The sequence below is a fragment of the Rathayibacter sp. AY1C7 genome, from assembly GCF_002931865.1.
In the GTDB taxonomy this organism is placed as follows: Bacteria; Actinomycetota; Actinomycetes; order Actinomycetales; family Microbacteriaceae; genus Rathayibacter.
The window spans coordinates 1-23,217 of record NZ_PSWB01000030.1 but is presented as its reverse complement, the minus strand read 5'-3'; the positions used below and the strand labels follow the sequence as shown (position 1 = coordinate 23,217).

Here is a 23,217-nt window from a genome sequence, read left to right as displayed (position 1 = left end):
ACTCCCTCGGGATCGGCGGGCGCCGCGCCTCCGGCGGGAGGTGGCGCCGAGGTGGCGGAGGCTAGGCCTTCGCGACCTTCAGCATGTATCCGAATCCTCGCTTGGTCTGGATGAGCGATTCCTCCGAATGCGTGTCGAGCTTACGTCGCAGGTACGAGATGTAGGACTCGACGATGCCCGCATCGCCGTTGAAGTCGTACTCCCACACGTGGTCGAGGATCTGCGCCTTGCTGAGCACCCGGTTCGGGTTGAGCATCAGGTAGCGGAGCAGCTTGAACTCGGTGGGGCTGAGCTCCACCGGCTCGTCGCCGACGAGGACCTCGTGCGTGTCCTGGTCCATCGTCAGCTCGCCGGCCCGGATGACCGCGTCCTCCTCGGCGTGCATGGTGCGGCGGAGGATCGCCTTGATGCGCGCGACGATCTCGTCGAGGCTGAACGGCTTCGTGACGTAGTCGTCACCGCCGACGGTGAGGCCCGTGATCTTGTCCTCGGTGTCGTCCTTCGCCGTGAGGAAGAGGATGGGGGAGGTGTATCCGGCCGAGCGGAGGCGCTTGGTCACGCCGAATCCGTTCATGTCCGGGAGCATCACGTCGAGGATGATCAGGTCCGGCTCCTCCTCGAGGACCGCCGAGATCGCCTGGGCCCCGTTGCCGACCGCACGCACGGCGAAGCCGGCGAAGCGGAGGCTCGTGGTGAGCAGGTCTCTGATGTTGGGCTCGTCGTCGACGATGAGAATGCGGGGTCCGTCCATGCAGGACAGTATCTGGCCGTCGGCTGTACGGAGTCTGGGAGTCGGTTGTCCGGGCGCTCGGTGCCGGCTCGGCGGCGGGGAACGCCGGATCGGAGGCGGTGCGGCGGGAGGAGAGCGCGTCCGATCAGGACTGCGCGCGGCGGCGCCGGACCCCCACGATGAGCATCGCGATCATCATGAGGAACGCGATGGGCAGGCCCACCAGCGGCACAGCGAAGACGAACTGCCAGAACGGGCCGGCGTACTCGCGGATCCCGAGCGCGGGGGCGACCAGGATCGCGAGGAACGCGAGGACCGTCACGACGATGATCGCGATGAACATGTAGGCGAGCGTGCGCTCCGCGCGTCCGACGCCCGCCGGCTCCTGTGGCTTCACCCGTCAAGGATAGGGCGGCCCCGGTCGACTAAACTGATGGCTGCTTCATTTCCAGGAGGGGTCTGCATGCCTACCGGCAAGGTCAAGTTCTATGACGAGGAGAAGGGCTTCGGCTTCATCAGCACTGATGACGGCCAGGAGGTCTTCCTGCACGCTTCCGCGCTGCCCTCCGGGACCGCGGTCAAGGCCGGCACCCGCCTCGAGTTCGGCATCGCCGACGGCAAGCGCGGGGCGCAGGCGCTCTCGGCGCGCGTCCTCGACGCCCCGCCGAGCCTGGTGAAGCTCAACCGGAAGTCCGCGGACGACATGTCCGTGATCGTGGAGGACACGGTCAAGCTGCTCGACGGGATCGGCGCCGGGCTCAAGCGCGGCCGCTACCCCGACAAGGCGCACGGGCGCACGATCGCGGCGCTCCTGCGCCGGGTTGCGGACGAGCTGGATGCCTGACGCCGACGACACGACCGACGAGCAGGGCCCGGTCGAGGAGACCGTCGCCGCTCCGACCCCGGAGGACGCTCGCGTGGAGCAGTCCTCGGGAGAGGGCGTCTCCGGCGCCGAGCCCGACGCGACTCCCGCCGATTCTGACTCCTCCGCTGAGGACGCGCGCGGAGCCGACGAGGAGACCGACGCTGACCAGGCGGCTCCTGTCGACGAGGCTACCTCCGGCGAGGGTGAGAGCGACGCCGCCCTCCCTGTACCCGAGGCTCCTGGCGAGGACTCCGCCTCTGCGGAGGAGACTCCTCCGGCCGACGATGTCGCCGCTGAGGCGGGGGCTCCCGGCGCGGACACGGCTTCTGCTGCAGTGCCGACTCCTGCTGAGGACGCGGCGCTTGCTGACGATGCGGTTCCTGCTGACGACGCGGTTCCTGCTGACGACGCGGGAACACCTGAGGGCTCGGCTCCTGCTCAGGACATGGCTCCTGCTGACGACTCGGCTCCTGCTGAGGATGCGGCTCCTGCTGAGGACGGGGCTCCTGCTGAGGATGCGACTTCTGCTGAGGATTCCGGCCCCGTCGCCGACGACCGTTCCGAGGCCGACGACGACGCTTCCCCGGGGGAGGCGGACGAGGCCGCCGCGGACGAGGCTCCCGAGCCCGTCTACGAGGCGGACGCCGTGCTCGCGGGGTCTCTCGATGTCGCTCGCGCCGCGCTCGCCGAGATCGCCCCCGAGGGGACGATCGGCGAGCTGGTCACGACTCTGGCGCAGGGCGAGCACGTCGTGTCGCTGCAGTTCGCGAACCTCATGCGCGGGTACCCGGGTTGGCTGTGGACGGCGACGCTCTCCCGGATCGACGAGAACGAGGACGTGAACGTCCTGGAGGTCGAGCTGCTGCCGGGTGAGGGCGCGGTCCTCGCTCCGGACTGGGTGCCGTGGTCCGTGCGTCTGGCCGATTACCAGACCGCGCAGGACGCGCTCGGCGAGGAGGTCGAGGACGCGGACGACGACGAGCTCGAGGACGCCGAGGAAGACGACCTCGACGACGAGTCGGAGGACGACTCCGACGAGGACGAGGGCGACTCGGACGACGACGACGATCCGGTCGACGACGACGACTCGGACGACGATTCCGACGGCGACGACTCGGACGACGAGGACTCGGACGAGGACGACTCCGACGACCCGGACGACGACCCCGACGACGAGGACTCCGACGACGTCGAGCCCGAGCCCGCCCCCGCCCCGACGACCCGTCGCCGTCGACGTCGCCGCTGATCCGTTCCGGCGCCGCCCGATGAGCATCGACTCCGACACCCGCATCGCTTATCCCGACGGCGCCGTGCGCTCCTCCGGGCGCGTGCAGCACGTGGGCCGGCTGGAGGACGGCCGCTGGGCGGTCGTCCTCGATGCGACCTCCGCTCACCCCGTCGACCCGACCTGGCCCGACCAGGGGCCCGACCGCGGCGCGCTGGTCGTGGCGGGGGAGCGGCATCCCCTCATCGACTGCCGCATCGGGGCGTGGCAGGGCGGCGAGCTGCACGTCGGCGAGCGGCTCCCGGCGCGGCTCGGCACTCCGGAGTGGAGCTTCGTCGTCGTCCAGATCGTCGACGACGCCTCCTCACTCCACGTGGACGACGAGGTCGACGTCGAGGTCGACGCGGAGCACCGGCACGAGCTCTCCCGTGGGCACACCGCCTGCCACCTCGCCTCCCTCGCCCTGAACGCCGCTCTGGCCTCGTTCTGGTCGAAGCCGGCGCGCACCGATGCTCTCGGGAACCCGGACTTCGACCAGGCGGCGATCCAGACCTCGCGGATCCGCGAGTCCGGCTCCACCGACGTCTACCGCCTCGGCAAGTCCCTCCGACGCAGCGGGATGGACACCGCCCGCCTGCTGGCGGAGATCCTCGAGGTGCAGGAGCGGGTGAACGCCCTCCTCGCCGAGTGGATCGCCTCGGACGCGGAGGTGCGCATCGAGCGCGACGACGACCTCCTCAGCACGCGGCGGACATGGCGCTGCACCCTCCCCGCGGGGGACGCCGCGATCGCGTGCGGTGGCACCCACGTCGAGCGCCTCGGCGAGTTCACCGGCCTGCGCGTCCGTCTCGAGCCCGAGGCCGACGGCACCGGACTCCGGATGGAGACCGACGCGGTCTAGCGGCGGTTGCGGCTGTAGAACAGCCCGATCGTGCCGAGGACCAGTCCGATCACGACGGTCGACAGGACGACCGGCTCGATGACGGCTCCGACGGCCGTCGCCACGAGCACGGCCACGAGCGCGACCGCCCAGACGACGCACCCGACCAGCAGAGCCGTCGCGTCGTCGCTCGCGTAGGGCGGCGGCGCGGGCCGCCGCTCCTCCTCGCGCAGCCACAGCCGCATGGCGTGCCTCAGACCGCCAGGCGCTCGAGGACGTGGTCGATGCAGCCGAGCAGCGAGCGGACGTCGTCCGGCTCGATCGCGACGAACGTCGCCACGCGCAGCTGGTTGCGGCCGAGCTTGCGGTACGGCTCCGTGTCGACGATCCCGTTCGCGCGGAGGATCTTCGCGACGAGAGCGGCATCGACGGAGGCGTCGAAGTCGACGGTCGCGACGACCTGGGAGCGGTGCTCGGGCACCTCGACGAACGGGGTGGCGAGGCTCGAGGCCTCGGCCCAGTCGTAGATCGCGGAGGAGGACTCGGCCGTGCGCGCCGACGCCCAGGCCAGGCCGCCCGAGGCGTTCATCCACTCGAGCTGCGACTCCATCAGCAGGAGGGTCGAGAGCGCCGGAGTGTTCAGCGTCTGGTTCAGGCGCGAGTTGTCGACGGCGTTCTTGAGGCTGAGGAACTCGGGGATGTAGCGGCCGCTCGCCGCGATGCGCTCGATCCGCTCGATCGCGGCGGGGGAGAAGAGGCCGAACCAGAGTCCGCCGTCGGAGGCGAAGTTCTTCTGCGGGGCGAAGTAGTAGACGTCGGCCTCGGCGATGTCGACGTCGATGCCGCCCGCCGCGCTGGTGGCGTCGATGACGGTGAGCGCGCCCTCGTCGCCGCGGACCCGGCGGACCGGGGCCATCACTCCGGTGCTCGTCTCGTTGTGGGGCCACGCGTACACGTCGATCCCCTCGACGATCTCGACCTCGCTCCGGGACCCCGCGGGGGCGGAGACGACGTGGGCCGGCTCGAGGAACGGCGCGGAGGCGGCGGCCGCGAACTTCTGGCCGAACTCGCCGAACGTGAGGTTCTCGGCGCGGCGCTCGATGAGGGAGAAGGCGGCGGCGTCCCAGAAGGCGGTCGAGCCGCCGTTGCCCAGCAGGACCTCGTAGCCGTCGGGGATGCGGAAGAGCGTGGCGAGATGCTCGCGCACGCGCCCGACGAGGTCCTTGACGGGCGCCTGGCGGTGCGAGGTCCCGAGGAGGTGCGCGCCCTGCGTCGCGAGGTGGGCGAGCTGGTCGTGCCGCACCTTGGACGGGCCGCAGCCGAACCGTCCGTCGTGGGGGAGCAGCTCGCGAGGAATGGTGAGGTCCGGCATGCGTTAATACTAGGGTTCCCGGCCCGCACCCCTCCTCCGAGCGACGGAGGCCTGAGTCGCGCCGCAGCGCCGATGCTGCGTCGTGGCGACCACTAGGGTGGAGCGCGCCGAGACGGGAAGGCTGAGATGACGGATCTGATCGACACCACCGAGATGTACCTGCGCACCATCCTCGAGCTCGAGGAGGAGAACATCATCCCGCTGCGCGCGCGCATCTCGGAGCGGCTCAGCCACTCCGGGCCGACCGTGTCGCAGACCGTCGGTCGCATGGAGCGCGACGGCCTCGTCGTCGTCTCGGGCGACCGCCACCTCGAGCTCACCTCCGACGGCCGCCGCAAGGCGATCCACGTCATGCGCAAGCACCGCCTCGCCGAGCGGCTCCTCCACGACGTCATCAAGCTCGACTGGGAGTTCGTGCACGAGGAGGCCTGCCGCTGGGAGCACGTGATGAGCGAGCAGGTCGAGCGCCGTCTCCTCGAGATGCTCGACCACCCGACGGAGTCGCCCTACGGCAACCCGATCCCGGGCCTGGACGAGCTCGGCGACACCCCCGCCTCCCGCTTCGCCGACGGCGTCATCAGCCTGCCGCGCTTCGTCGCCGGGTTGAGCGAGCCCCGCCGCGGCGTCGTCCGACGCCTCGGCGAGCCGGCGCAGGTCGATCCGGAGCTCCTCCTCCAGCTCAAGCAGGCCGGGGTCGTGCCCGGTGCCGAGGGCGAGTTCTCGGCCCTCAACGGCTACGTGCTCGCGCGCATGGACGGAGCCGAGGCGGGCATCGAGCTGCCCAACGAGGTCGCGGCGCACATCTTCCTCGTCGTCTGACCCCCGCCTCCCTGGGAGTGGCCCGTACGGGCCCCTACCGCATCCGGTGACCGGAGGCGAATGGGAGAGCGGTCTCTTTCCGCCGAGAAGGTGACAAATCGGTAACGGTCGCTTACGCTCTGTGGAGCCCTGCGGCCGAGCCTCGGTCCCAGGGCGCGGGATCCGACGCCCCCACACCCGTCTCGGATCCTGTGCACACCGATGCTTCGTGCATGAGACGGGACAGCTGCCTGGGCTGAGGGGACGTCGGAGGATCTCCCCCTTGCCCCAGAACCCTCTTATCCCGAACGAGGACGCCGGCTCACCCGACCGGTTCCGCTCCAACCACCCCGACCGCTCCGGCGACGCGACCTTCGAGAACCGGCCCCCGGTCATCCGCGCCCGGATCCACGGGGACGCACCCGTCCCCCGTCGCGCCGTTCCCGCAGCTCCTGCCCGCCGCGCGGACATCACCGACTTCGTGCCGTCGCCGGCCGGGACCCCGCGCAAGCGCAGGGGCCGTGTCGTCGGCAAGGTCGCGATGGTCGGCTTCGCCGGCGCGCTGGTCGCGACGATGGCGCTCCCCGCCTACGCCTTCACTCCGGGCAGCCAGGACGACGGCCTGTTCGCGGCGTCGCGGGCCGACCTCCTCCGTCAGGGCTCCGCGCAGACCGTCGCCGTCGACGGCGGAGTGGTGCAGGCCGCGATCGCCCGCGACGGCTTCTCGGCCGAGGCGGCGCCCCCGCCGCCCGCACCGGAGCCCGAGCCCGTCGTGGTCGCCGAGCCCGTCGTCGACACGAGCGACGTCGCCGAGGCGCGCGCCGAGACCGCCGAGGAGTTCAACTCCTACTCCGGCGCCTCGGCCAGCGAAATCGCGGCCGCCGCCCCGACCACCAGCTACAGCCTCTCGGCCGTGTTCGACACGGCGATGCAGTACCAGGGCGTGCCCTACGTCTTCGGCGGAGCCGACCCGAGCGGCTTCGACTGCTCCGGCTTCGTGATGTACGTCTTCGCGCAGTACGGCATCTCGATGCCGCACTCGGCCGCGGGCCAGGGCGCCATGGGCACCCCCGTCTCGCTCGCCGACGCGCAGCCCGGCGACCTCGTCATCATGGACGGCCACGACGGCTTCTACGCGGGCAACGGCAACATCCTGCACGCGCCGTACGAGGGCGCGAGCGTCCGCGTGCAGCCGCTGTGGACCTCCGACTACCGGATCGTGCGCATCAACGGCTGATCCGGTCGATCCGCTCTCGTCGTCCCGCCGTGTGAACGCCGCGTGACGAATCCGGACCGACCCCTGGTGTTCCGGGCGTGAAGGGTTAACCTGAACCCCAGTCCGCTCGCGTGGCGAGCGGATCGATTCGTCGAGGGACGGAGTGCCGGGATGGCCGAGCGGAGCGGGCGCCACAGCGTGGGGCTGCGCTCGCGCGTGCGGCCGGCCGATTCGATACGCGCGCGGGTCCTCACCGCGGCGGTGCACTCCTCCGACACGCGGATACGACTCCACGTCATCGCGCGGCACTCCGCCGCGGCCTCGCAGGGCGCCGTCATCACGACGGCGCCCTTGCTCGTGGTCGCGGTGCCTTCGCGCGACGGCGTGCGACAGCACGGAGGTCACTGATGCGCACTCTGGTTCTCAACGCCGGCTACGAGCCGCTCGCGGTGGTGTCGTTCAAGCGGGCCCTGGTCCTGCTGATGACGGAGAAGGCGACCGTGATCGCCGCGGACGAGGGCAATCCGGTGCACAGCGCGCACGGCGACCACGTGCGGCCCTCGGTGATCGTGCTGACCCGGTACGTGCGCATCCCGAGCGGCCGGAGCGTGCCGGTGTCGCGCCGGGGCGTGCTCCGCCGGGACAACCACCGCTGCGGCTACTGCGGTCAGCACGCGGCGACGATCGACCACATCCAGCCCAAGTCGCGCGGGGGCCGGGACACGTGGGAGAACCTCGTCGCCTGCTGCCAGCGCTGCAACAACGTCAAGAGCGACCGCACCCCGCACGAGATGGGATGGCGTCTGCGCACCGTCCCCCGGATGCCGCGCGCCGGCTCCTGGCTCGTGCGCGGCGCGGAGCGGACGCAGCCCGACTGGGACGACTACCTGGCTCCCGCCGCCTGACGGGCCGCGGTCGCGCCGCTGGCGGCGTTGTCGTCGGGCGCGATAGCCGGTATCGCTCCCTCCTCCGCCTTGCCAGCGCCTGACGGGCCGCGGTCGCGCCGCTGGCGGCGTTGTCGTCGGGCGCGATACCGCCGGTATCGCTTCCTCCTCCGCCTTGCCAGCGACACGACCGCGACCCGTCAGGAGAGGGGCGTGGGGTGCGGCCCAGCGTTACTCGTTGTCGTTGCCGGTGTTGGCGCTGGCGTTGCCGGAGCGCTCGCCGGCCCAGGTCCAGTTCGCGACCTCGGGGATGTCCTCGCCGTGCTCGCGGGTGTAGGCGCGGGCGCGGATGCGGGCGTCCTGCATCTCCTGGCGGAGACCGGCGGCGCGGGCGCCGAGGCCGGGGGTCCGGTCGATGACGTCGATCACCAGCGAGTAGCGGTCGAGGTCGTTGAGCATCACCATGTCGAAGGGAGTGGTGGTGGTGCCGTTCTCCTTGTACCCGCGCACGTGCAGGTTGCCGTGGCCGGTCCGCTTGTAGGTCAGGCGGTGGATCAGCCACGGATAGCCGTGGTACGCGAACACGATCGGGCGGTCGGGGGTGAAGACCGCGTCGAACTCGCGGTCGGAGAGGCCGTGCGGGTGCTCCGACTCCGACATCAGGCGCATCAGATCGACCACGTTGACCGTGCGGATCGCGAGGTCCGGCAGCGTCTCGCGGAGGATGCTCACCGCCGCGAGGGTCTCGAGGGTCGGCACGTCGCCCGCGCAGGCGAGCACGACGTCCGGGGACTCGCCCTGCCGCTCGCTGCTCGCCCACTCCAGGATGCCGAGTCCGCGCGTGCAGTGGGCGACCGCCTCCGCCATCGTGAGCCACTGGGGCGAGGGCTGCTTGCCGGCGACGACCACGTTGACGTAGTCCACGCTCCGGAGGCAGTGGTCGTAGGTCGAGAGGAGCGTGTTCGCGTCGAAGGGCAGGTAGACGCGCACGACCTCGGGCTTCTTGTTGACGACGTGGTCGATGAAGCCGGGGTCCTGGTGGCTGAAGCCGTTGTGGTCCTGGCGCCAGACGTGGCTCGAGAGCAGGTAGTTGAGGCTCGCGATCGGGCGGCGCCACTCGATGTCGCGGGTGCCGTCCAGCCACTTCGCGTGCTGGTTGAACATCGAGTCGATGATGTGGATGAACGCCTCGTAGCAGGTGAAGAGCCCGTGGCGGCCGGTGAGCAGGTAGCCCTCCAGCCAGCCCTGGCACTGGTGCTCCGAGAGCACCTCCATGACCCGCCCGGCGCGGGCCAGGTGGTCGTCGAGGGGGCTGAGCTCGGCGTCCCACTGCTTGTCGGTGGCGGCGTAGACGGACTGCAGCCGGTTGCTCGCGACCTCGTCCGGCCCGAAGAGGCGGAAGTTGGTCGGGTTGGCGCGGATGACGTCGGCGAGCCATTCGCCGAGCACCTTCGTCGCCTCCGCGACGGTGCCACCCGGCTGCTCGACGACGACCTCGTAGCGGCGGAAGTCGGGCAGGTCGAGGGTCTGCCGCAGCAGCCCGCCGTTCGCGTGCGGGGTCGCGCTCATCCGCAGCTCGCCCTCGGGGGCCAGCGAGCGGACGCGGTCGACCACGCCGCCCTCCTCGGTGAAGAGCTCCTCGGGCCGGTAGGAGCGGAGCCAGTCCTCGAGGAGGCGGGTGTGCGCCTCGGTGTCGCGGGCGTTGGGCAGCGGGACCTGGTGCGAGCGGTAGGTGCCCTCCACCTGGACGCCGTCGATCTCGGTCGGGCAGGTCCAGCCCTTCGGGGTCTTCAGCACGATCATCGGCCAGGCCGGGCGTGAGAGGTCGCCGGCTGCGGCGCGCTCCTTGATCGCCGCGATGCGGTCGAGCACCGTGTCCAGGACGTCGGCGAACCGCTCGTGCACGCGCATCGGGTCCTCGCCGTCGAAGCCGCCCTCGACGAGGAACGGCTCGTGGCCGTAGCCCCGGAGGAGGCTGTCGAGCTCCTCCTGCGGGATGCGGGCGAGGACGGTCGGGTTCGCGATCTTCCAGCCGTTGAGGTGCAGGATCGGCAGGACGACGCCGTCGGTGAGCGGGTTCACGAACTTGTTGGAGTGCCAGCTGGTGGCGAGCGGGCCGGTCTCGGCCTCGCCGTCGCCGACGACCGCCGCGACCAGGAGGTCCGGGTTGTCGAAGGCCGCTCCGTACGCGTGGCTCAGCGCGTAGCCGAGCTCTCCGCCCTCGTGGATGCTGCCCGGAGTCTCGGGGGCGGCGTGGCTTGGGATGCCCCCGGGGAAGCTGAACTGGCGGAAGAGGCGGCGCAGCCCCTCCTCCGACTGGTCGATGTGGGAGTAGATCTCGCTGTAGGTGCCGTCGAGGTAGGCGTTGGCGACCATGCCCGGTCCGCCGTGGCCGGGACCGGTGATGTAGAGGGTCGGCTGGCGGCGCTCGCGGATCGCGCGGTTCAGGTGCGCGTAGATCAGGTTGAGGCCGGGGGTGGTGCCCCAGTGGCCGAGCAGGCGGGGCTTGATGTCCTCGCGGCTCAACGGGGTCTTCAGGAGCGGGTTCGCGAGCAGGTAGATCTGCCCGACCGCGAGGTAGTTCGCGGCGCGCCACCAGGCGTCGACCGTGTCGAGAGTGTCCTGGGTCAGCTCGGCGTCGGCGGGTCGCGCGATCCAGCTGTGCTCGGGGACGGGAAGGAGAGACGGAGCGGGGGAGTCGGCCATGTGCCCACGCTGGCATCCGGACGCCCGGGGCGGAAGGGCCTTGCAGGCCCGGCTCAGGAGGGGGTCAGCCGCGCGGCGTCGCCCGGCGGAGGACCAGCGAGCCGACCGCCGTCAGCAGGGCGGCGGGGACGAGGAGCAGAGCGGCGGCTCCGGCGGTGCCCGCGCTCTCGAGGACGTCCACCACGACCGGCCGGCCCCCGGCGAGAGCGACGACGACGACCACCGCGAGTGCCACCGCTCCGAGGGCGAGGAGGAAGGCCGTCACTCCGCGCTCCCGCCAGCGGAGGAAGACCGCGCCCGCTGCTCCGCCGAGGGCGAAGGCGGCGAGGAGCGAGCAGAGCAGGACGACGAAGCGCTCGAGCCACGGGCCGTCGAGGGGAGAGGCGAGGAAGAGCGCGCCGCCCAGCCACCAGCCCCCGGTCGCCTCCTCGATCGCCCCGAGGGCCACGACGATCGCCGCCCAGAGCACCGACAGGGCCGCGAAGGCGAGGGCGCTGCCGAGGACGTGGTCGCGTCGGGTCGCTCCGTAGCTCAGCGCCAGCCCGAAGGTGGCGGTCGTGGCCTGGATGGAGCCGATGAAGAGGAAGACGACGATCAGCATCCCCGGCCCCACGAGGAGGATGCCCGAGTCGCCGCCGCCCCGCTCGGCCCCGATCCCGCGGAGGACGAGCCACCAGATCACGAGGTTGCCGGCGAGGACGGCGAGCAGGACGAGCAGCGGCCAGCCGAGGACCGTCCCGGGGTGGGCGAGGTGGAGCCTCAGGACGGAGAGGATCCTCCGCGGGGAGGCGGAGTGGCGGGCGGGGGCGGTCATGGTCGGTCCTCTCGGATCGGTGGCGGTGGTGTCAGCTGCTGCGCGGGGTGGCGCGGCGGAGGATCGCCCAGCCCGCGACTCCGGCGATCGCGGTCGGGATGAGCGAGAGGGCGTAGCCGCCCGCGTATCCGACGCTCCCGAAGAAGGAGCCGACGGCGGGCCAGTTCTCGGTGAGCGTGAGGAGGGTGATCACGGCCAGCAGGAGGGCGCCGAGGATCCCGAAGAAGAGCAGCATCCCGCGCTGGCGCCAGCGCACGTAGACCGCCGCCGTCGCCGCTCCGATGAAGAAGAAGAAGAGCAGGGCGCAGAGCACCGCGACGGCCTGCTCGCCCACGGAGTCCCCGCCGAAGTAGATCGAGCGGAAGAAGCTGCCGCCGAAGCCCCAGCCGTCGGTCGCCCGCTCCACGATCCCGAGGACCACGAAGACGCCGGTGTAGAAGACCGAGAGGGCGACGAAGGTGAGGGCCGTGCCGAGGGAGAAGTCGCGGCGGGTGGCGCCGTAGCCGAGGGCGAGGCCGAAGGTGACGTTCACCGACTGGACGGCCACGACCATCATGTAGACGAAGAGGAAGAAGGACGCACCGGAGTAGGTCATCCCCTCCTGCGCCTCGAGGCGCTCGCCGGAGTCGAGCCCGCGGAGGATCAGCCACCAGACGACCAGGTTGCCCGACAGGATGACGGCCGTGATGATCAGCGGCGTGTAGAGGATGGTGGCGGGGTTCGCGAAGTGCAGGCGGACGATGCTGCCGAGGCGGCCGGCGGCGGTGTCGTGGCGCGCGGGGGCGCCGGTGAGGGCGGTCATTCCGAGGCCTTCCCGGTGGTGAGCTGGACGACGAGCTGCTGGAGGGGGACGGACTCGAGTTCGAGCCCGTGGCGGGCGGCGGAGGCGCGGCCGGCGTCGTCGAGCCGGGGGAGCGTGGCCGAGGCGCGGCTGCCGAGAGCGGAGCGGGCGATGACCTCGCGGCCGGCGGTGAACGACTCGACGGCCTGCCGGGGTCCGATGACCGTCGCCGCGGCACCCCGCAGCTCCTCCGCGTCGCTGTCCACGACGAGGCGGCCCTGGTCGATGACGAGGACATGCTCGAGCAGGCTGCTGACCTCGTCGATGAGGTGGGTGGAGAGGACGACCGTGCGCGGGTGCTCGGCGAAGTCCTGGAGGAGGCGGTCGTAGAACAGCTGCCGGGCGACGGCGTCCAGCCCCAGGTACGGCTCGTCGAAGAACGTGAGCGGGGCGCGGGAGGCGAGACCGACGATCACTCCGATCGCCGAGAGCTGTCCGCGGGAGAGCTTCTTGATCTTGCGGTCGACCGGGAGGCGGAAGTCCTCGACGAGCTCGCGGGCGAACGCCTCGTCCCAGCCGTCAAAGAACCAGGGAGCGCTGCGCAGGACGTGCTTCACCTTGAAGTCGTCCGGGTACTTCTGGCTCTCCTTGATGAAGCAGGTGCGGGAGAGGACGGCGGCGTTCTCCACCGGCGACTGCCCGAAGACGCGGATCTCGCCCGAGCTGGCGAACTCCTGGCCGGTGAGCAGCGACATCAGCGTCGTCTTGCCCGCGCCGTTGCGGCCGAGGAGGCCGTGGATGCGGTTCTCCTCCAGCGCGAAGCCGATGCCGTCGACGGCGCGCATGCGTCCGTAGTGCTTGGTGAGGTCGTGGACCTCGATGACCGCGCTCATCGCGATCCCCCTTCTGTGATCATGTCGGCGAGCTGCTCGGTGCTGAGGCCGAGCTTGGCGGCCTCGGCGAGCAGCGGAGCGACGAACTGGTCGCGGAACTGCGTGCGGCGCTTCTCGACCAGCCGGTCGCGCGCCCCCTCGGCGACGAACATGCCGATCCCCCTCTTCTTGTAGAGCACCCCGTCGTCGACGAGCAGGTTCACGCCCTTGCCGGCGGTGGCCGGATTGATGCGGTGGAACGCGGCGAACTCGTTGGTCGACGGGACCTGCGACTCCTCCGGCAGCGCGCCGTCGATGATGTCGTTCTCGATCTGCTCGGCGATCTGCAGGAAGAGCGGGCGGGAGTCGTCCACGCGGGCTCCTTCGGTGCTGGGTTGGGTGGTTGGATGGTGTTGTAACTAACCATGGAGGCGGGAGTCGTCCGTGTCAAGAGGTGCGTGCCGCTCGGTCGGCGCGACGAGGGCTGTGGCGTGCTTCGCGAGCGTTGTGGTGGGCGGCCGGTCGGCGCTTCGCGGGCGGCGGGGCCCGGCGGGTACACTGGCTCGGCCAGCCTCTGTAGCTCAATGGAAGAGCGACTCCGTCCTAAGGAGCAGGTTGGGGGTTCGAGTCCCTCCAGGGGCACCACGATCCGCGATCGGGATCAGTCCATCGGAAGACCGCGCCGTCGCTCCGTCTGACGCCACGGTCTGCCGCCCGCCCAGCACTCCGAGCTGTGTTGGTCGAGGCGCCGACGGTTCGAGTCCTCGATGGTCCTGCCCGGGTCGGAACTCCTCGGCGGAAGGGACGCACGACCGAGGAGCTCCGTCGCGCGTTCGCGGCCGTCCTCGTCCTGAGCCTCTCCGTTCAGCGGAACGCGTTCGCGAAAAGCCGACTCGCGGGATTCAGCGCGCTGCTCGCGATAGCCGGTCGCATGGCGGCCGTCCGCAGGCAGTGGCTGGCGGAATCCGAGATCCCCTTCCTCGGCTGGGTGTCGCGGGCCGCCCTCCGCCCGCGGTGCGTGCGCGAGCTCCTCGATCAGGCGAGGGACGGGGAGGAGATCGCGGAGGGACGCCCACCGCGCCGACCGCTCACGGCCTTCTGAGGGCGTCTCGCGGGCCTTCGCTCAGGCGGCGCCGCCATGATCGAGGCTGGTACTCGACGGAAGGTTCTCTGTGAGCATGTTCAAGCGCGTTCTCGGCATGGCGTCGAAGGCGCTCGATTCGAAGAGTGGCTCGGGCTCGTCCTCGAGCGGGACGACCGATTGGCGCGACCTCGTGCGCTCCGCTGCCGACAAGGTGACGGGCGACTCGCGGAGCGGGCAGGCCCAGCCGCCTCAGCAGTACGGGTCGCCGCAGCGCCCCTCCGCGCGCCCTCAGGACGCCCGGCCCGGGCAGCAGCCGGTCGTCACCAAGGAGGACCGCGCGGCGATCGCGCGCTACGACTACCTCCTCCGGACCGCCGACCCGGAGCAGCTCGAGCAGGTGCACCGCGACGCGTTCACGAAGCTGACGACGGCGCAGCGCGCACAGGTCGAGGCGCGGCTCCGCGACGAGCTGCCCGCGAACGAGCAGCCGCGGTCCTCCGCCCCCGAGGACCTGGCGCGCGCGGCGACGCGCGGCGAGGCGAACGATCCGGGGTTCCTCAAGAAGATGTTCTCGAAGCCGGGCACCCGCGGTGCCCTCGCGGGTGCTGGCGTCGGAGCGGCGGCGGGCATCGGGCTCGGCGCGGCGGGCGGACTGCTCGCGGCGGTCGCGGGCGGCGCCGTGATCAGCAGCGTCGCCGGTCCGCTGCTCGCGCAGGCGTCCGGCCTCGGCGTGGACTTCGAGAACCTCGCCGGCGGGTTCGGCGACCTGGGCGACTTCGGCGACATCACGGGCGGCGCGGGAGAGTTCGTCTCCGGTGCGGGTGAGCACGTGTCCGGGCTGGGGGAGCAGGTGTCGGAGTTCGGCTCCGACTTCCAGCTGCCGGGGCTCGGCGACCTCGGGAACCTCTTCGACCGCTAGGCGGTCCCGGCCGGAGCGCTCCGGCGGCGGAGGAACGGCGACGCGATCGCGAGCGCCGCTCCGACGACGAGCAGGACGGCGCCCACGATCGCGACGGCGGTCGTCGACCAGTCGGGGAGGTCGACGACCGTCGTGCCGTTGAGGAGCTTCCATTCACAGGCTGCGCCGAGCGGCCACCACGACCAGAAGCCGCGGACGAGCTCTCCCGCTTCGGGCGGGACACCGCCGAGGCTGACGCTGCAGACGTAGTCGAAGCCCTGACGGTCGATGTTCGCGTACTGCAGAGGCACGAGTGCGAGCGCGGCCAGGCCGGCGACGGCGAGGACGAGGCCGGCGATCAGGGCGAGACGGGCGGCCGTGAGGCGCTTCTTCACCGGTGTCGAGGCGGGGGCGGGCGGCGTCTCGGTCATCATCCGATGGTGTCATGAGCGCGGAAGGGCCGGGCGGGGGTGCGCAACTACGGCTGAGACGCGTGCATCGGTCTGATTCAGCGCTTCGCGAGAAAGTCAGCATCCGGTGCGCAAGAGTCGCCGGTGTGCTGGCGCGATCGGATGCCGTCACCAGCGTCCGCCGACCGCCCGCAGCGCGACGGCCAGCATCCCGGCCAGCGCCACCAGGACGGTCGCGATGACGAAGATCCCGGACGAGTAGCCCTCGACCATCAGCGGCAGCACTGCTCCGAGGACGGTCCCGACCTGCGTCACGGCCGTGTATGCGCTGGCGCCCGCGCCGACTCCGCCCCTGCTCGTTCGACCGAGCAGGACCAGGCCGGTGCTCTGAAAGCCGACGCCCACTACGGCGTAGAGCACCTGGGCCAGCAGCAGCACCGGATAGGTGGTCGCGAGGAGCAGGAGCGAGAACGATCCGACCCCGAAGAGGGCGATCACGACGAGGGTGACGGCGCTGCCGCGGGCCGCGCTGAGCCGACCGAGCAGAGGCAGCGCGGCCAACTCCAGTAGAGCCGATATCAGGAACAAAGGAGGCACCTCGGCAGGGCGGAGCCCGGACGAGACAGCGAACAGCGGCAGATAGATCCCCCGAAGGGTGTCGGCCGACTTGAGAAGCGCCACGAGGACAAGCGCAGTGAAGAACGCTCCGCTTCTCGCTCGAGGCGTTCCGACTTCTCCGCCATCGTGCTCGCGCGGGAACGCGCGTCCAGCGAATGGTCTGCAGGTCGCACCGATCATCGTGATGCCGCCGAACACGGAGGCGATCAAGAGAGGATCGAGCCCGAGCGCGGACACGGCCGAGTAGATGACGAGGCCGAGGATGTATCCGCCGACCGTCATCAGCCGAAGACGCGTGACCGCGGCGATCTGTTCGTCGTCACTCAGCTGCGCGGCGACGCGGCCGAAGATCTGCGGGACGATCGTGCTGACGAGGAGCAGGAGAACGCCGCTCAGCATGACGAGCACGAATGTACCTGCGGTCGCGCGGAGTGCAAGGAGGGCGACCGGGACGGCTGCGCAGGTCAGGACCAATGCGCTGCGCGGGTACCCGTGATGGCGAACTGTAGGGACGAGCAGGGTGTTGTAGACGATGGCGGCGGCCGCGTTGACGAGAAAGAACACGGCGATCTCGCCCTTTGAGTGACCGGCCGAGTCGAGGGAGACGGGAACGGCTACGCTCGTGAGGCCTCCGACGGTCGCGTTGCTCAGCAGGGTCAGGGCGACGGATTGTGGGACGCGAGCGCCAGACAGTGGTTCCTCCTTAGTCGCTGACCGGTCTAGTTGGCGCGGGCGGACGAAGGTGGATCCTCGATGTCGCCCGGGTCGTTGCGATCCGAAACTGATGCGCGCCACTGAATATCTCTCACCTAAAAGCCGTCCGACCCTATCCCCGCTGATTGAAATGTCGCGGCGAGACCGCGCCCCAGCAACAGGTCCTTCCCGCACCTCCGGGCCGTGGCCAGAAGATGCTCACCCCACACTGCAGCCAGGGGCGCCATCGCATCGCTCAGGTACACCATGTCGAATTCGCGTTCGGCGAAACCGCATCGGATCCCGATCGCGTTGAGATTGACCGGTCGCCGTGCAGTCGACCAGCCGCTCGGATGTTCGGACGCAATGGGAAAACCCGGCCCGAGCGCGACGACGGACTGTGAATGAGCTACTTCAGACATCAGTCCGACGAAAAGCATCGATGTGTCGTTCGGATGCTGACGAAGGATCTGCAGGTCAGCTCGGCTGTTCGTTGAATCTCGAGCCCACCTCGCGACGCGCTCCCACTCGGGCTGCTCCAATTGCGCCAGGGGCCTGTTGCAGATGAAGAACTCGATTTCCATATCGACACATCGATCGGCCCACTGTTCCAGGTTAGCTCGATTGCTTCTTGCTTGTTCGGCTGTATTTTCGGAGATGCTCGGCAGTTCTACGCCCCACGCGTCCTCTATCCAGTGAAGAGAAAGGCCCATCCGGCATAGCCTGTAGCCGAACTCCACATCTTCGACTCCATAAGTTGAGAAGCGCTCGTCGAAACCGCCCGCGGAGAAGAAATCCGATCGCGCCACTGCAATGTTCCGTCCCCAGTAGAAACGCCAGGGGACCGCCAGCGGAACCCGCCGGACATCGACATCCAACCACTTGTCCGATCTGTAATCAGCGTAGCCGGGCCGCGTAGCCATCTCCATGTGTCTTGTGCGCCAGTCCGGGCCGCTGACAAGAGAACGGAATGCATGGGCATCTTCGCCAGAGAAGTCCCAGCCGTAGGTCGGCCCTGCTGTACTGCGTTTACCGACTTCCACGTTCGCCGCATGGGACTGAATCAGGTTCTCGCCCGCGAGAGTGCCGCAATCGAGGAAGATCAGTGTTCTGCCCCGAGATGCTCGCGCGCCGAGATTCCTTACCGCGCTCAGGCGGAACCCGTCGTCTCGTTGGCGAGTGTATGAGATGTCAATTGCGTGTTCGAAGGCCTTGACGACCGCAACGGTATCGCTCGAAGAGCCGTCGTCTGCGACGATGACCTCATAGGTGAACGACGCCTCTTGTTGCGCTAATGTCGTCAGAGTTCTTCTCAACTCGTCAGGGCGGTCATAGGTCGGAACGACGACTGAAACCTCCGGAGAAACACCGTCTGCTTTCTGCGGGAAGATCAACGGTCCTGACATGCCTTCATCCTTTCTCGCGTACCTGGAGGCATCGCAGAGCCGGCCCTCATTGTACGTTGCGGACTGCACTCCGCGATGACGCGGTAAAGGAGTGATCGCTTCACGTCAGTTCGCTTGTGACTTCGCAATTCGATGTGCGAGACCGTAGCAGGCTGTGCCCTTCGGCGACCAGAGTGTGGCGCGCGTGGCACCCCTCGGGTCGTGAACACCAAGCGCACGCGCAGACGTGGCGCCAAGGCTCGCCCGCTGTCCAGCTCTCACAGAGCCAGGCGCGGCGAGTGTCATTTCGTGCCAGTCGTCGGCGTGGATGGCTGTGGGATATATGTTCATCATCACATCGAACCGACGAAGACCCACACGAAGAGGTGCGGAGTGATTTATCTCGATTCTGCGGCCACGTCTTTTCCCAAGGAGCATCATGTAGTGGACGCCATGAAATCCTATGCTGAACGTGGAACAAGCCCAGGCAGGTCGGGGCACCGGCTATCCGCTTGGGCTGAGGGCCAAGTCTGGGCAGCTCGTGAGTCGCTAGCAGATCTGGTCAAATGCATCGATCCGGAGCGGGTGACCTTCTCGCTGAATGCAACGATGTCTCTCAATGCGGTTGTGCACCACCTGGGCTCGATCGGGGGCCGCGTCCTGACGTCCGCTTTCGAACACAATTCAGTGGTTCGGCCACTTCATGCAGCGGCGCAGGAGGGTTCGGTCAGGCATGAGATCATTCCGCCCTCGACCAGCGGACCGTTCGATCTCGATCGACTGCAGGAGCAACTGCTTGCCGGCGGAGTCGCCGGGGTCATTGTCACCTGGGCCTCCAACGTCTCCGGTTCAGTGCTTCCGATCCGTGAAATCTCTGAAATCTGCAGAGAGGCCGGTGTTTTCATCGCCGTGGATGGGGCGCAGGCGCTTGGGTACCTTGATGTCGACGCGGGTCTTGCGGACGTGCTGGTGTTCGCTGGGCACAAGGGTTTGGGGGGACCTTTGGGTGTTGGTGGCGCTGTTGTCGGAGAAGGTGTCCGGTTGTCGCCTTTCGTCACCGGCGGATCGGGTGGACGTTCTGAAAGTCGGGATCATCCCTGCTGGCTGCCCTGGTCGCAAGAGGCGGGAACACAGAATGGGATCGGAATCGCCGGGTTAGGCGCGGCTCTGAGGCTGTTGGACGGGGCCGAGATCGCCAGAAGGCGGCGTCGAGCAACCGATTTGCGAGAACGATTCGTTACTGGTCTCAGTGGTGGTGGCGCGGTCACCCTCATCGAATCGCCCAGCGCCGAAGAACCTGTCGGAGTGGTGTCGTTCCGGATGAACCGTGTGACCCCGAGTGTTGCTGCTTCGCTCCTCGAAGAACGCTTCGACATTCTCGTTCGCGCCGGACTGCATTGCTCTCCTCTGGCCCACGAGACTCTCGGCACAGGCGATGGCGGGACTGTCCGGGTGAGTTTCGGGCCGAGAACTACGACAAATGAGGTCGATCTAGCACTTGCCGCAGTCCAGTCCATCTCATCGAGTTCGAGCGAAAGGAAATGATGAAGAATGTCGGTCACCTGGGACCCCGAATGCGTCTTCTGCAGGTCGAATCCGCGTCGAGTGTGGGAGGAAGACGGACTCGCGGTCTGTTCTGATCCAGCTCCCCTTCGGCAGGGTCACCTCCTCATCTACACAACCGAGCACTATCCATCGGCCGCAGACATGGATGCGCAGGCGGCAGAGCGGCTCGACGCATTGGAGGCCGACCTCGGTAAGCGCATCTGTGCAGAGTTCGGGGACTACGTTCTGTTCGAGCACGGGCGTACCGGTCACTGTCTTCGAAGTCGTCCTGGAGAGCGCCTCTGTCATCACATGCACGTCCACATGATCCCCGGCGCCCTAGACCTGCGGGGCTATGCAGGAATAGCGCAAGAGATCGAGATCTCATCATGGCGAGACGTCCTAGCCCTTGGTAGCGATGTCGATGGCTACGTTGTCATCGGCAATGCGCACGAAAAGGTCGTCGCGCCATTGACGCGCTCTCTTCCTCCGCATCACCTGCGTACGGTGATCGCGCGAGCGAACGCAACTCCAGATCTCGCCGACTGGGAACTCGCTCTCGCGGGAGAAGAGGTGGGCCTGGTCGCCGCTGCATCGCATTCGACTGTCGTCGCGCTCGTTGAGAATTTTCGGTTTGCGAGGGCGACATGAAGCGCCCCGTTGTACTGCATGTCTCGTGGGGAAGGGGGAACGGCCACGTCACGCGCCTGGTAGCCATAGGTCGGGCTTTTCACTCCGCGGGTTGGGACTGTGTTCTACTCGGTCGGCAGAATGCGGTGCACGATCGATTGGTCTCGAAGGCGGGAATCTTCACGACGGCCTATTACCGCGAAGGTGTCGCAGACATCGACCCATGGGCAGAATGGGGAGATCCTGGCGTGTTCGATAAAGCAGTCGTTGCTGACGTCGCTGTGCTCCAGCGGTTCAGGCCGGACCGGGTGATCAACGATAACCGATTGTCGATGATCGTAGCTTGCGCTTCGCTCTCCATCCCGATCGTCACGCTATGCCAAGACAATCAGCTCGTCGGCTACCGCTATCAGGGCGAGGGAGTGTCCGAGATCTGGACCGGACCGCTCATGGCGGTCAACGAGGCTCTTGGGCGGCGAGGGCTTCCCCTGGTCGATCGAGATGTTCGAGAACTGTTCGAACGCGGGCTGATCGCAATACCGAGTGCGCCGAGTCTTGACGTAATGGAGAGCCGCGTCGGTATGAGAGAAGTGGTTTTCACTGGCGTTCTCGGACCGGTCAAAGCGGGTCTGCATGGATCCGGGTTGCTGTTCTATCGGACGGTAGGAGGAATCGACTCGGAGTTCCTGCACGCTTTCGAGAACTGGGAAGGAGAAATCTATGTGGCGACCGGAGACCAGGCGTCAGCGGATTCATATCGACATGTCCCGGACGCCATCCACGTCGCGGCTCTCTGGGATCTCGAAGAAGTGTTTCCGGAGCTGGCTGCCGTCGTGCATCACGGAGGACATGGAATCGCGACGACGTGCGTGGCATCAGGGGTGCCAGCCGTCATTCTTCCAGGTCACAATCCGGAGAGGCGTTCGAACGGGTATCGGGTGGAGTTGTCGGGGTGGGGGAAGGTGCTCGGTCCACTTTCAGCGGAGGGTACTCGATGGGGCCCGGCCGTCGATGTGACCGGAGACCGTCCTCCGTGGAGCGATGTCCGTGGTGCAGTCGACGCTCTCCGGGCCCCCGACGTCGACGCGGGCGGGTCCGTCGCGTCAGCATCAGAGCTCGTCCGGCTGCTGACATGACGAGGGAGAAGCTCGTCCGAGACGGTGTACCGGCACTGCTTTGGGGTCTCGGTGTCGACGCGCGCTTCAGATCCGTCGATGCCGGCGAGCGGCGGGCCTGGCTCCTGGCGAAGCTGAAGGAGGAATGCGACGAGGTCCTGGCTGCCCCGTCCGTCGAAGAGCTGGCGGACGTCGCGGAAGTCCTGCATGCGCTCGCGTCGGAGCTCGGAGTGGCCTGGAGCGAGGTCGAAGCGGTGCGCGAGAGGAAAGGAGCGGACCGCGGAGTGTTCGACGCCGGAGTCGTGATGCGACTCTCCGAGTAGCACTCTGCTCGCGCGGCGGCGTCGTACCCTCGTCTGCATGGGGTTCGTCTTCTCGCTGCTGATCATCGTCCTGACCGTGCTCGCGCTGGTCGACGTCGTACGGCAGCCGGACAACATCATCAAGAACCTGCCCAAGATCGTGTGGATCCTGCTGATCTTCTTCCTCCCGCTCATCGGCGTCTCGCTGTGGTTCCTGCTCGGGCACGACTGGAAGCGCGGCGACGGCGGATCCTTCGTGCCGGGCGGCCGAGTGCCCCGCCGCCGGAAGCAGGCGCCGCCGCCGATGGTGGTGCGGCCCGCTCCGAAGAGCACCGAGGAGCAGCTCGCCGACCTCGAGCGCGAGGAGGCGCACTACGCGCGGCTCGCCGAGGAGCAGCGTCGCCGCCGCGAGGGTGAGCGGCCGCTCGACGCGTGAGCGGCCGCTCCGGAGGCCGCTACTTCGAGAAGTTCGACGCCGCCCACTGGATCGAGGCGATCTTCGCCTGACCCGCGACGCTCGGGTGGAAGTAGTCGGTGGTCCCGATCAGGCCCCTGGTGACGGGGGTCGCGGTGAGCGCTCCGCCGTCCCAGTCGCAGAGCTGACCGGCGGCGCTGCACGCCGTCTGCAGCGCGGTGTTGTACTGCGTCGTCCGCGTCTTCGCGGCAGCGGCGGAGGCGGCAGCGGCGGTGCTGCTGAGCCTGCGGCCGGTGGAGCTGACGCCGCGCGTGGTCCGGCAGAGGTCGCCGCCCGCCCAGACGAGCGCGCCGACTCCGGTCTTCACGACCGACCACTCGGAGGCCACGTTCGGCATCGACGAGAGGACGATGCGGGCGGAGGGCCACGTGGTGCGGATCTTCGTGATCGCGGCGGAGGCTCCGGTGCGGAACGTGCTCGCCGGGGTCATCGTGTAGCCGTCGGAGGCGACGCGGTTGTCGGGCGAGCAGAGGTCGTTGCCGCCGATGAGCAGGGTGACGACGTCCGGCCGCACGCCGGCGGCGACCGCGGCGTCGATCCGCGAGGGGACCTGCGCGACGACGTCGCCGGTGGTGGCGAAGTTCGCGGTCGTGACGGTGGTGCCGGGGAGCGCGGTCCGCAAGCGGGAGGCGAAGGAGTTCACGGAGGAGCTGGTGCCGGTGGACCAGTTGTTGCGGGGGCAGTCCGCGAAGGAGCCGCAGGTCCCGTAGGCCTGGGTGATGGAGTCGCCGAGGCTCAGCACCGAGAGGGTGGCGGGAGTGGCGGCGGCGGCGGCCTGCGCCGGGAGCAGCGCGGCGGCGAGGGCGAGCGCGGCTCCGACGGCGAGGATGCGCACGCGGCGGCTCGGGGTCGGCGGGCGGAGTGGCGCTGCCGTGGGCCAACACCGTCATGCACGTGCTGTTCCCCGTCTACGGACTGC

At 68.9% G+C, this 23,217-nt stretch carries 25 protein-coding genes and 1 tRNA gene; 13 read left to right on the top strand and 13 right to left on the bottom strand.

Going from position 1 to position 23,217, the window contains the following annotated elements; all coding sequences use genetic code 11:
• Window positions 1-61: 61 nt before the first annotated feature.
• Together C5C69_RS14445 and C5C69_RS14440 are read right to left on the bottom strand one after the other, a co-directional pair.
• On the bottom strand, window positions 62-751 hold the full coding sequence (locus C5C69_RS14445) for a response regulator transcription factor (protein ID WP_055787731.1): 690 nt from the start codon (window positions 749-751) through the stop codon (window positions 62-64).
• A 124-nt stretch (window positions 752-875) separates the two neighbouring features.
• Window positions 876-1,127: a hypothetical protein gene (locus tag C5C69_RS14440; protein WP_244229474.1), complete on the bottom strand. Its 252-nt coding sequence runs from the start codon at window positions 1,125-1,127 to the stop codon at window positions 876-878.
• Window positions 1,128-1,193: 66 nt separating this feature from the next.
• On the opposite strand from C5C69_RS14440, the gene C5C69_RS14435 reads away from it, so the two are divergent.
• From C5C69_RS14435 to C5C69_RS14425, 3 genes are read left to right on the top strand one after another with little or no spacing between them, the layout of a single operon-like run.
• The gene (locus tag C5C69_RS14435; protein ID WP_104224602.1) at window positions 1,194-1,574 is read left to right on the top strand and encodes a cold-shock protein; all 381 of its coding nucleotides are present in this window, start codon (window positions 1,194-1,196) and stop codon (window positions 1,572-1,574) included.
• Entirely contained in the window at window positions 1,567-2,841 is a 1,275-nt protein-coding gene (locus tag C5C69_RS17310; RefSeq protein ID WP_258067540.1) for a DUF3027 domain-containing protein, read from the top strand. Before C5C69_RS14435 ends, C5C69_RS17310 begins: the two co-directional genes overlap by 8 nt.
• Before the next feature lie 19 nt (window positions 2,842-2,860).
• Window positions 2,861-3,721 (top strand): metal-dependent hydrolase, encoded by an 861-nt coding sequence (locus C5C69_RS14425; RefSeq protein ID WP_104233886.1) that lies wholly within the window; start codon window positions 2,861-2,863, stop codon window positions 3,719-3,721.
• Here C5C69_RS14425 and C5C69_RS14420 read toward each other — a convergent pair.
• Window positions 3,718-3,945, bottom strand: a complete 228-nt coding sequence (locus C5C69_RS14420; protein WP_104224604.1) for a DUF2530 domain-containing protein — start codon at window positions 3,943-3,945, stop codon at window positions 3,718-3,720. The two genes, C5C69_RS14425 and C5C69_RS14420, sit on opposite strands and share 4 nt — an antisense overlap.
• 8 nt (window positions 3,946-3,953) lie before the next feature.
• Complete coding sequence (gene serC / locus C5C69_RS14415) at window positions 3,954-5,072, bottom strand: phosphoserine transaminase (protein WP_104224605.1); 1,119 nt, start codon at window positions 5,070-5,072, stop codon at window positions 3,954-3,956.
• Window positions 5,073-5,198: 126 nt separating this feature from the next.
• Here serC and C5C69_RS14410 point away from each other — a divergent pair, with 126 nt between their 5' ends.
• From C5C69_RS14410 to C5C69_RS14395, 3 genes are all read left to right on the top strand, one after another.
• On the top strand, window positions 5,199-5,891 hold the full coding sequence (locus tag C5C69_RS14410; protein ID WP_104233885.1) for a metal-dependent transcriptional regulator: 693 nt from the start codon (window positions 5,199-5,201) through the stop codon (window positions 5,889-5,891).
• A gap of 262 nt (window positions 5,892-6,153) precedes the next feature.
• Window positions 6,154-7,107: a C40 family peptidase gene (locus tag C5C69_RS17060; protein WP_258067539.1), complete on the top strand. Its 954-nt coding sequence runs from the start codon at window positions 6,154-6,156 to the stop codon at window positions 7,105-7,107.
• A 386-nt stretch (window positions 7,108-7,493) separates the two neighbouring features.
• Window positions 7,494-7,991 carry an HNH endonuclease gene (locus tag C5C69_RS14395; protein ID WP_104224608.1) on the top strand — a complete coding sequence of 166 codons (498 nt, stop codon included), beginning with the start codon at window positions 7,494-7,496 and terminating at the stop codon, window positions 7,989-7,991.
• 210 nt (window positions 7,992-8,201) lie between these two features.
• On the opposite strand, the gene C5C69_RS14390 is transcribed toward C5C69_RS14395, so the two are convergent.
• The 5 genes from C5C69_RS14390 to C5C69_RS14370 all read right to left on the bottom strand — a co-directional run bounded on the left by C5C69_RS14390 (window position 8,202) and on the right by C5C69_RS14370 (window position 13,517).
• Window positions 8,202-10,676: a phosphoketolase gene (locus tag C5C69_RS14390; protein WP_104233883.1), complete on the bottom strand. Its 2,475-nt coding sequence runs from the start codon at window positions 10,674-10,676 to the stop codon at window positions 8,202-8,204.
• Between the two features lie 64 nt (window positions 10,677-10,740).
• Window positions 10,741-11,490, bottom strand: coding sequence for a hypothetical protein (locus C5C69_RS14385; protein WP_104258199.1), 750 nt, complete (start codon window positions 11,488-11,490; stop codon window positions 10,741-10,743).
• A gap of 31 nt (window positions 11,491-11,521) precedes the next feature.
• Window positions 11,522-12,292 carry an ABC transporter permease gene (locus C5C69_RS14380; protein WP_104258198.1) on the bottom strand — a complete coding sequence of 257 codons (771 nt, stop codon included), beginning with the start codon at window positions 12,290-12,292 and terminating at the stop codon, window positions 11,522-11,524.
• A complete protein-coding gene (locus tag C5C69_RS14375) occupies window positions 12,289-13,164 on the bottom strand; it encodes an ABC transporter ATP-binding protein (protein ID WP_104224612.1) in 876 nt (291 codons plus the stop codon). The genes C5C69_RS14380 and C5C69_RS14375 overlap by 4 nt, the downstream gene beginning before the upstream one ends.
• Complete coding sequence (locus tag C5C69_RS14370; RefSeq protein ID WP_104224613.1) at window positions 13,161-13,517, bottom strand: GntR family transcriptional regulator; 357 nt, start codon at window positions 13,515-13,517, stop codon at window positions 13,161-13,163. Before C5C69_RS14370 ends, C5C69_RS14375 begins: the two co-directional genes overlap by 4 nt.
• Before the next feature lie 196 nt (window positions 13,518-13,713).
• Here C5C69_RS14370 and C5C69_RS14365 point away from each other — a divergent pair.
• Window positions 13,714-13,788: transfer RNA gene (locus C5C69_RS14365), tRNA-Arg, on the top strand.
• A gap of 533 nt (window positions 13,789-14,321) precedes the next feature.
• Complete coding sequence (locus C5C69_RS14355) at window positions 14,322-15,146, top strand: hypothetical protein (protein WP_258067538.1); 825 nt, start codon at window positions 14,322-14,324, stop codon at window positions 15,144-15,146.
• Here C5C69_RS14355 and C5C69_RS14350 read toward each other — a convergent pair.
• The 3 genes from C5C69_RS14350 to C5C69_RS14340 all read right to left on the bottom strand — a co-directional run bounded on the left by C5C69_RS14350 (window position 15,143) and on the right by C5C69_RS14340 (window position 18,252).
• Window positions 15,143-15,556, bottom strand: coding sequence for a hypothetical protein (locus C5C69_RS14350; RefSeq protein ID WP_104339898.1), 414 nt, complete (start codon window positions 15,554-15,556; stop codon window positions 15,143-15,145). The two genes, C5C69_RS14355 and C5C69_RS14350, sit on opposite strands and share 4 nt — an antisense overlap.
• Window positions 15,557-15,703: 147 nt before the next feature.
• Window positions 15,704-16,717 (bottom strand): hypothetical protein, encoded by a 1,014-nt coding sequence (locus C5C69_RS14345; RefSeq protein WP_104258195.1) that lies wholly within the window; start codon window positions 16,715-16,717, stop codon window positions 15,704-15,706.
• Between the two features lie 245 nt (window positions 16,718-16,962).
• Window positions 16,963-18,252: a glycosyltransferase gene (locus tag C5C69_RS14340; protein WP_104233878.1), complete on the bottom strand. Its 1,290-nt coding sequence runs from the start codon at window positions 18,250-18,252 to the stop codon at window positions 16,963-16,965.
• A 372-nt stretch (window positions 18,253-18,624) separates the two neighbouring features.
• Here C5C69_RS14340 and C5C69_RS14335 point away from each other — a divergent pair, with 372 nt between their 5' ends.
• From C5C69_RS14335 to C5C69_RS14315, 5 genes are read left to right on the top strand one after another with little or no spacing between them, the layout of a single operon-like run.
• Window positions 18,625-19,776 carry an aminotransferase class V-fold PLP-dependent enzyme gene (locus tag C5C69_RS14335; protein ID WP_181065646.1) on the top strand — a complete coding sequence of 384 codons (1,152 nt, stop codon included), beginning with the start codon at window positions 18,625-18,627 and terminating at the stop codon, window positions 19,774-19,776.
• A gap of 6 nt (window positions 19,777-19,782) precedes the next feature.
• Window positions 19,783-20,427: a hypothetical protein gene (locus tag C5C69_RS16745; protein ID WP_146076843.1), complete on the top strand. Its 645-nt coding sequence runs from the start codon at window positions 19,783-19,785 to the stop codon at window positions 20,425-20,427.
• A complete protein-coding gene (locus tag C5C69_RS16740; RefSeq protein WP_146078809.1) occupies window positions 20,424-21,542 on the top strand; it encodes a glycosyltransferase in 1,119 nt (372 codons plus the stop codon). Before C5C69_RS16745 ends, C5C69_RS16740 begins: the two co-directional genes overlap by 4 nt.
• Window positions 21,539-21,844 carry a nucleoside triphosphate pyrophosphohydrolase gene (locus C5C69_RS14320; RefSeq protein ID WP_104226465.1) on the top strand — a complete coding sequence of 102 codons (306 nt, stop codon included), beginning with the start codon at window positions 21,539-21,541 and terminating at the stop codon, window positions 21,842-21,844. Before C5C69_RS16740 ends, C5C69_RS14320 begins: the two co-directional genes overlap by 4 nt.
• Before the next feature lie 37 nt (window positions 21,845-21,881).
• Window positions 21,882-22,259 carry a PLD nuclease N-terminal domain-containing protein gene (locus C5C69_RS14315; RefSeq protein WP_104224622.1) on the top strand — a complete coding sequence of 126 codons (378 nt, stop codon included), beginning with the start codon at window positions 21,882-21,884 and terminating at the stop codon, window positions 22,257-22,259.
• A gap of 19 nt (window positions 22,260-22,278) precedes the next feature.
• On the opposite strand, the gene C5C69_RS14310 is transcribed toward C5C69_RS14315, so the two are convergent.
• Window positions 22,279-23,133, bottom strand: a complete 855-nt coding sequence (locus C5C69_RS14310) for a GDSL-type esterase/lipase family protein (RefSeq protein ID WP_104233876.1) — start codon at window positions 23,131-23,133, stop codon at window positions 22,279-22,281.
• Window positions 23,134-23,217 lie beyond the last annotated feature (84 nt).

What these genes read in the sequence shown, in the direction of transcription:
- C5C69_RS14445 (WP_055787731.1), bottom strand. Translation starts at nt 751, where the DNA reads ATGGACGGACCCCGCATTCTCATCGTCGACGACGAGCCCAACATCAGA.
- C5C69_RS14435 (WP_104224602.1), top strand. Translation starts at nt 1,194, where the DNA reads ATGCCTACCGGCAAGGTCAAGTTCTATGACGAGGAGAAGGGCTTCGGC.
- C5C69_RS17310 (WP_258067540.1), top strand. Translation starts at nt 1,567, where the DNA reads ATGCCTGACGCCGACGACACGACCGACGAGCAGGGCCCGGTCGAGGAG.
- C5C69_RS14425 (WP_104233886.1), top strand. Translation starts at nt 2,861, where the DNA reads ATGAGCATCGACTCCGACACCCGCATCGCTTATCCCGACGGCGCCGTG.
- C5C69_RS14420 (WP_104224604.1), bottom strand. Translation starts at nt 3,945, where the DNA reads ATGCGGCTGTGGCTGCGCGAGGAGGAGCGGCGGCCCGCGCCGCCGCCC.
- serC (WP_104224605.1), bottom strand. Translation starts at nt 5,072, where the DNA reads ATGCCGGACCTCACCATTCCTCGCGAGCTGCTCCCCCACGACGGACGG.
- C5C69_RS14410 (WP_104233885.1), top strand. Translation starts at nt 5,199, where the DNA reads ATGACGGATCTGATCGACACCACCGAGATGTACCTGCGCACCATCCTC.
- C5C69_RS14395 (WP_104224608.1), top strand. Translation starts at nt 7,494, where the DNA reads ATGCGCACTCTGGTTCTCAACGCCGGCTACGAGCCGCTCGCGGTGGTG.
- C5C69_RS14390 (WP_104233883.1), bottom strand. Translation starts at nt 10,676, where the DNA reads ATGGCCGACTCCCCCGCTCCGTCTCTCCTTCCCGTCCCCGAGCACAGC.
- C5C69_RS14385 (WP_104258199.1), bottom strand. Translation starts at nt 11,490, where the DNA reads ATGACCGCCCCCGCCCGCCACTCCGCCTCCCCGCGGAGGATCCTCTCC.
- C5C69_RS14380 (WP_104258198.1), bottom strand. Translation starts at nt 12,292, where the DNA reads ATGACCGCCCTCACCGGCGCCCCCGCGCGCCACGACACCGCCGCCGGC.
- C5C69_RS14375 (WP_104224612.1), bottom strand. Translation starts at nt 13,164, where the DNA reads ATGAGCGCGGTCATCGAGGTCCACGACCTCACCAAGCACTACGGACGC.
- C5C69_RS14355 (WP_258067538.1), top strand. Translation starts at nt 14,322, where the DNA reads ATGTTCAAGCGCGTTCTCGGCATGGCGTCGAAGGCGCTCGATTCGAAG.
- C5C69_RS14350 (WP_104339898.1), bottom strand. Translation starts at nt 15,556, where the DNA reads ATGACCGAGACGCCGCCCGCCCCCGCCTCGACACCGGTGAAGAAGCGC.
- C5C69_RS14340 (WP_104233878.1), bottom strand. Translation starts at nt 18,252, where the DNA reads ATGTCAGGACCGTTGATCTTCCCGCAGAAAGCAGACGGTGTTTCTCCG.
- C5C69_RS16745 (WP_146076843.1), top strand. Translation starts at nt 19,783, where the DNA reads ATGTCGGTCACCTGGGACCCCGAATGCGTCTTCTGCAGGTCGAATCCG.
- C5C69_RS16740 (WP_146078809.1), top strand. Translation starts at nt 20,424, where the DNA reads ATGAAGCGCCCCGTTGTACTGCATGTCTCGTGGGGAAGGGGGAACGGC.
- C5C69_RS14320 (WP_104226465.1), top strand. Translation starts at nt 21,539, where the DNA reads ATGACGAGGGAGAAGCTCGTCCGAGACGGTGTACCGGCACTGCTTTGG.
- C5C69_RS14315 (WP_104224622.1), top strand. Translation starts at nt 21,882, where the DNA reads ATGGGGTTCGTCTTCTCGCTGCTGATCATCGTCCTGACCGTGCTCGCG.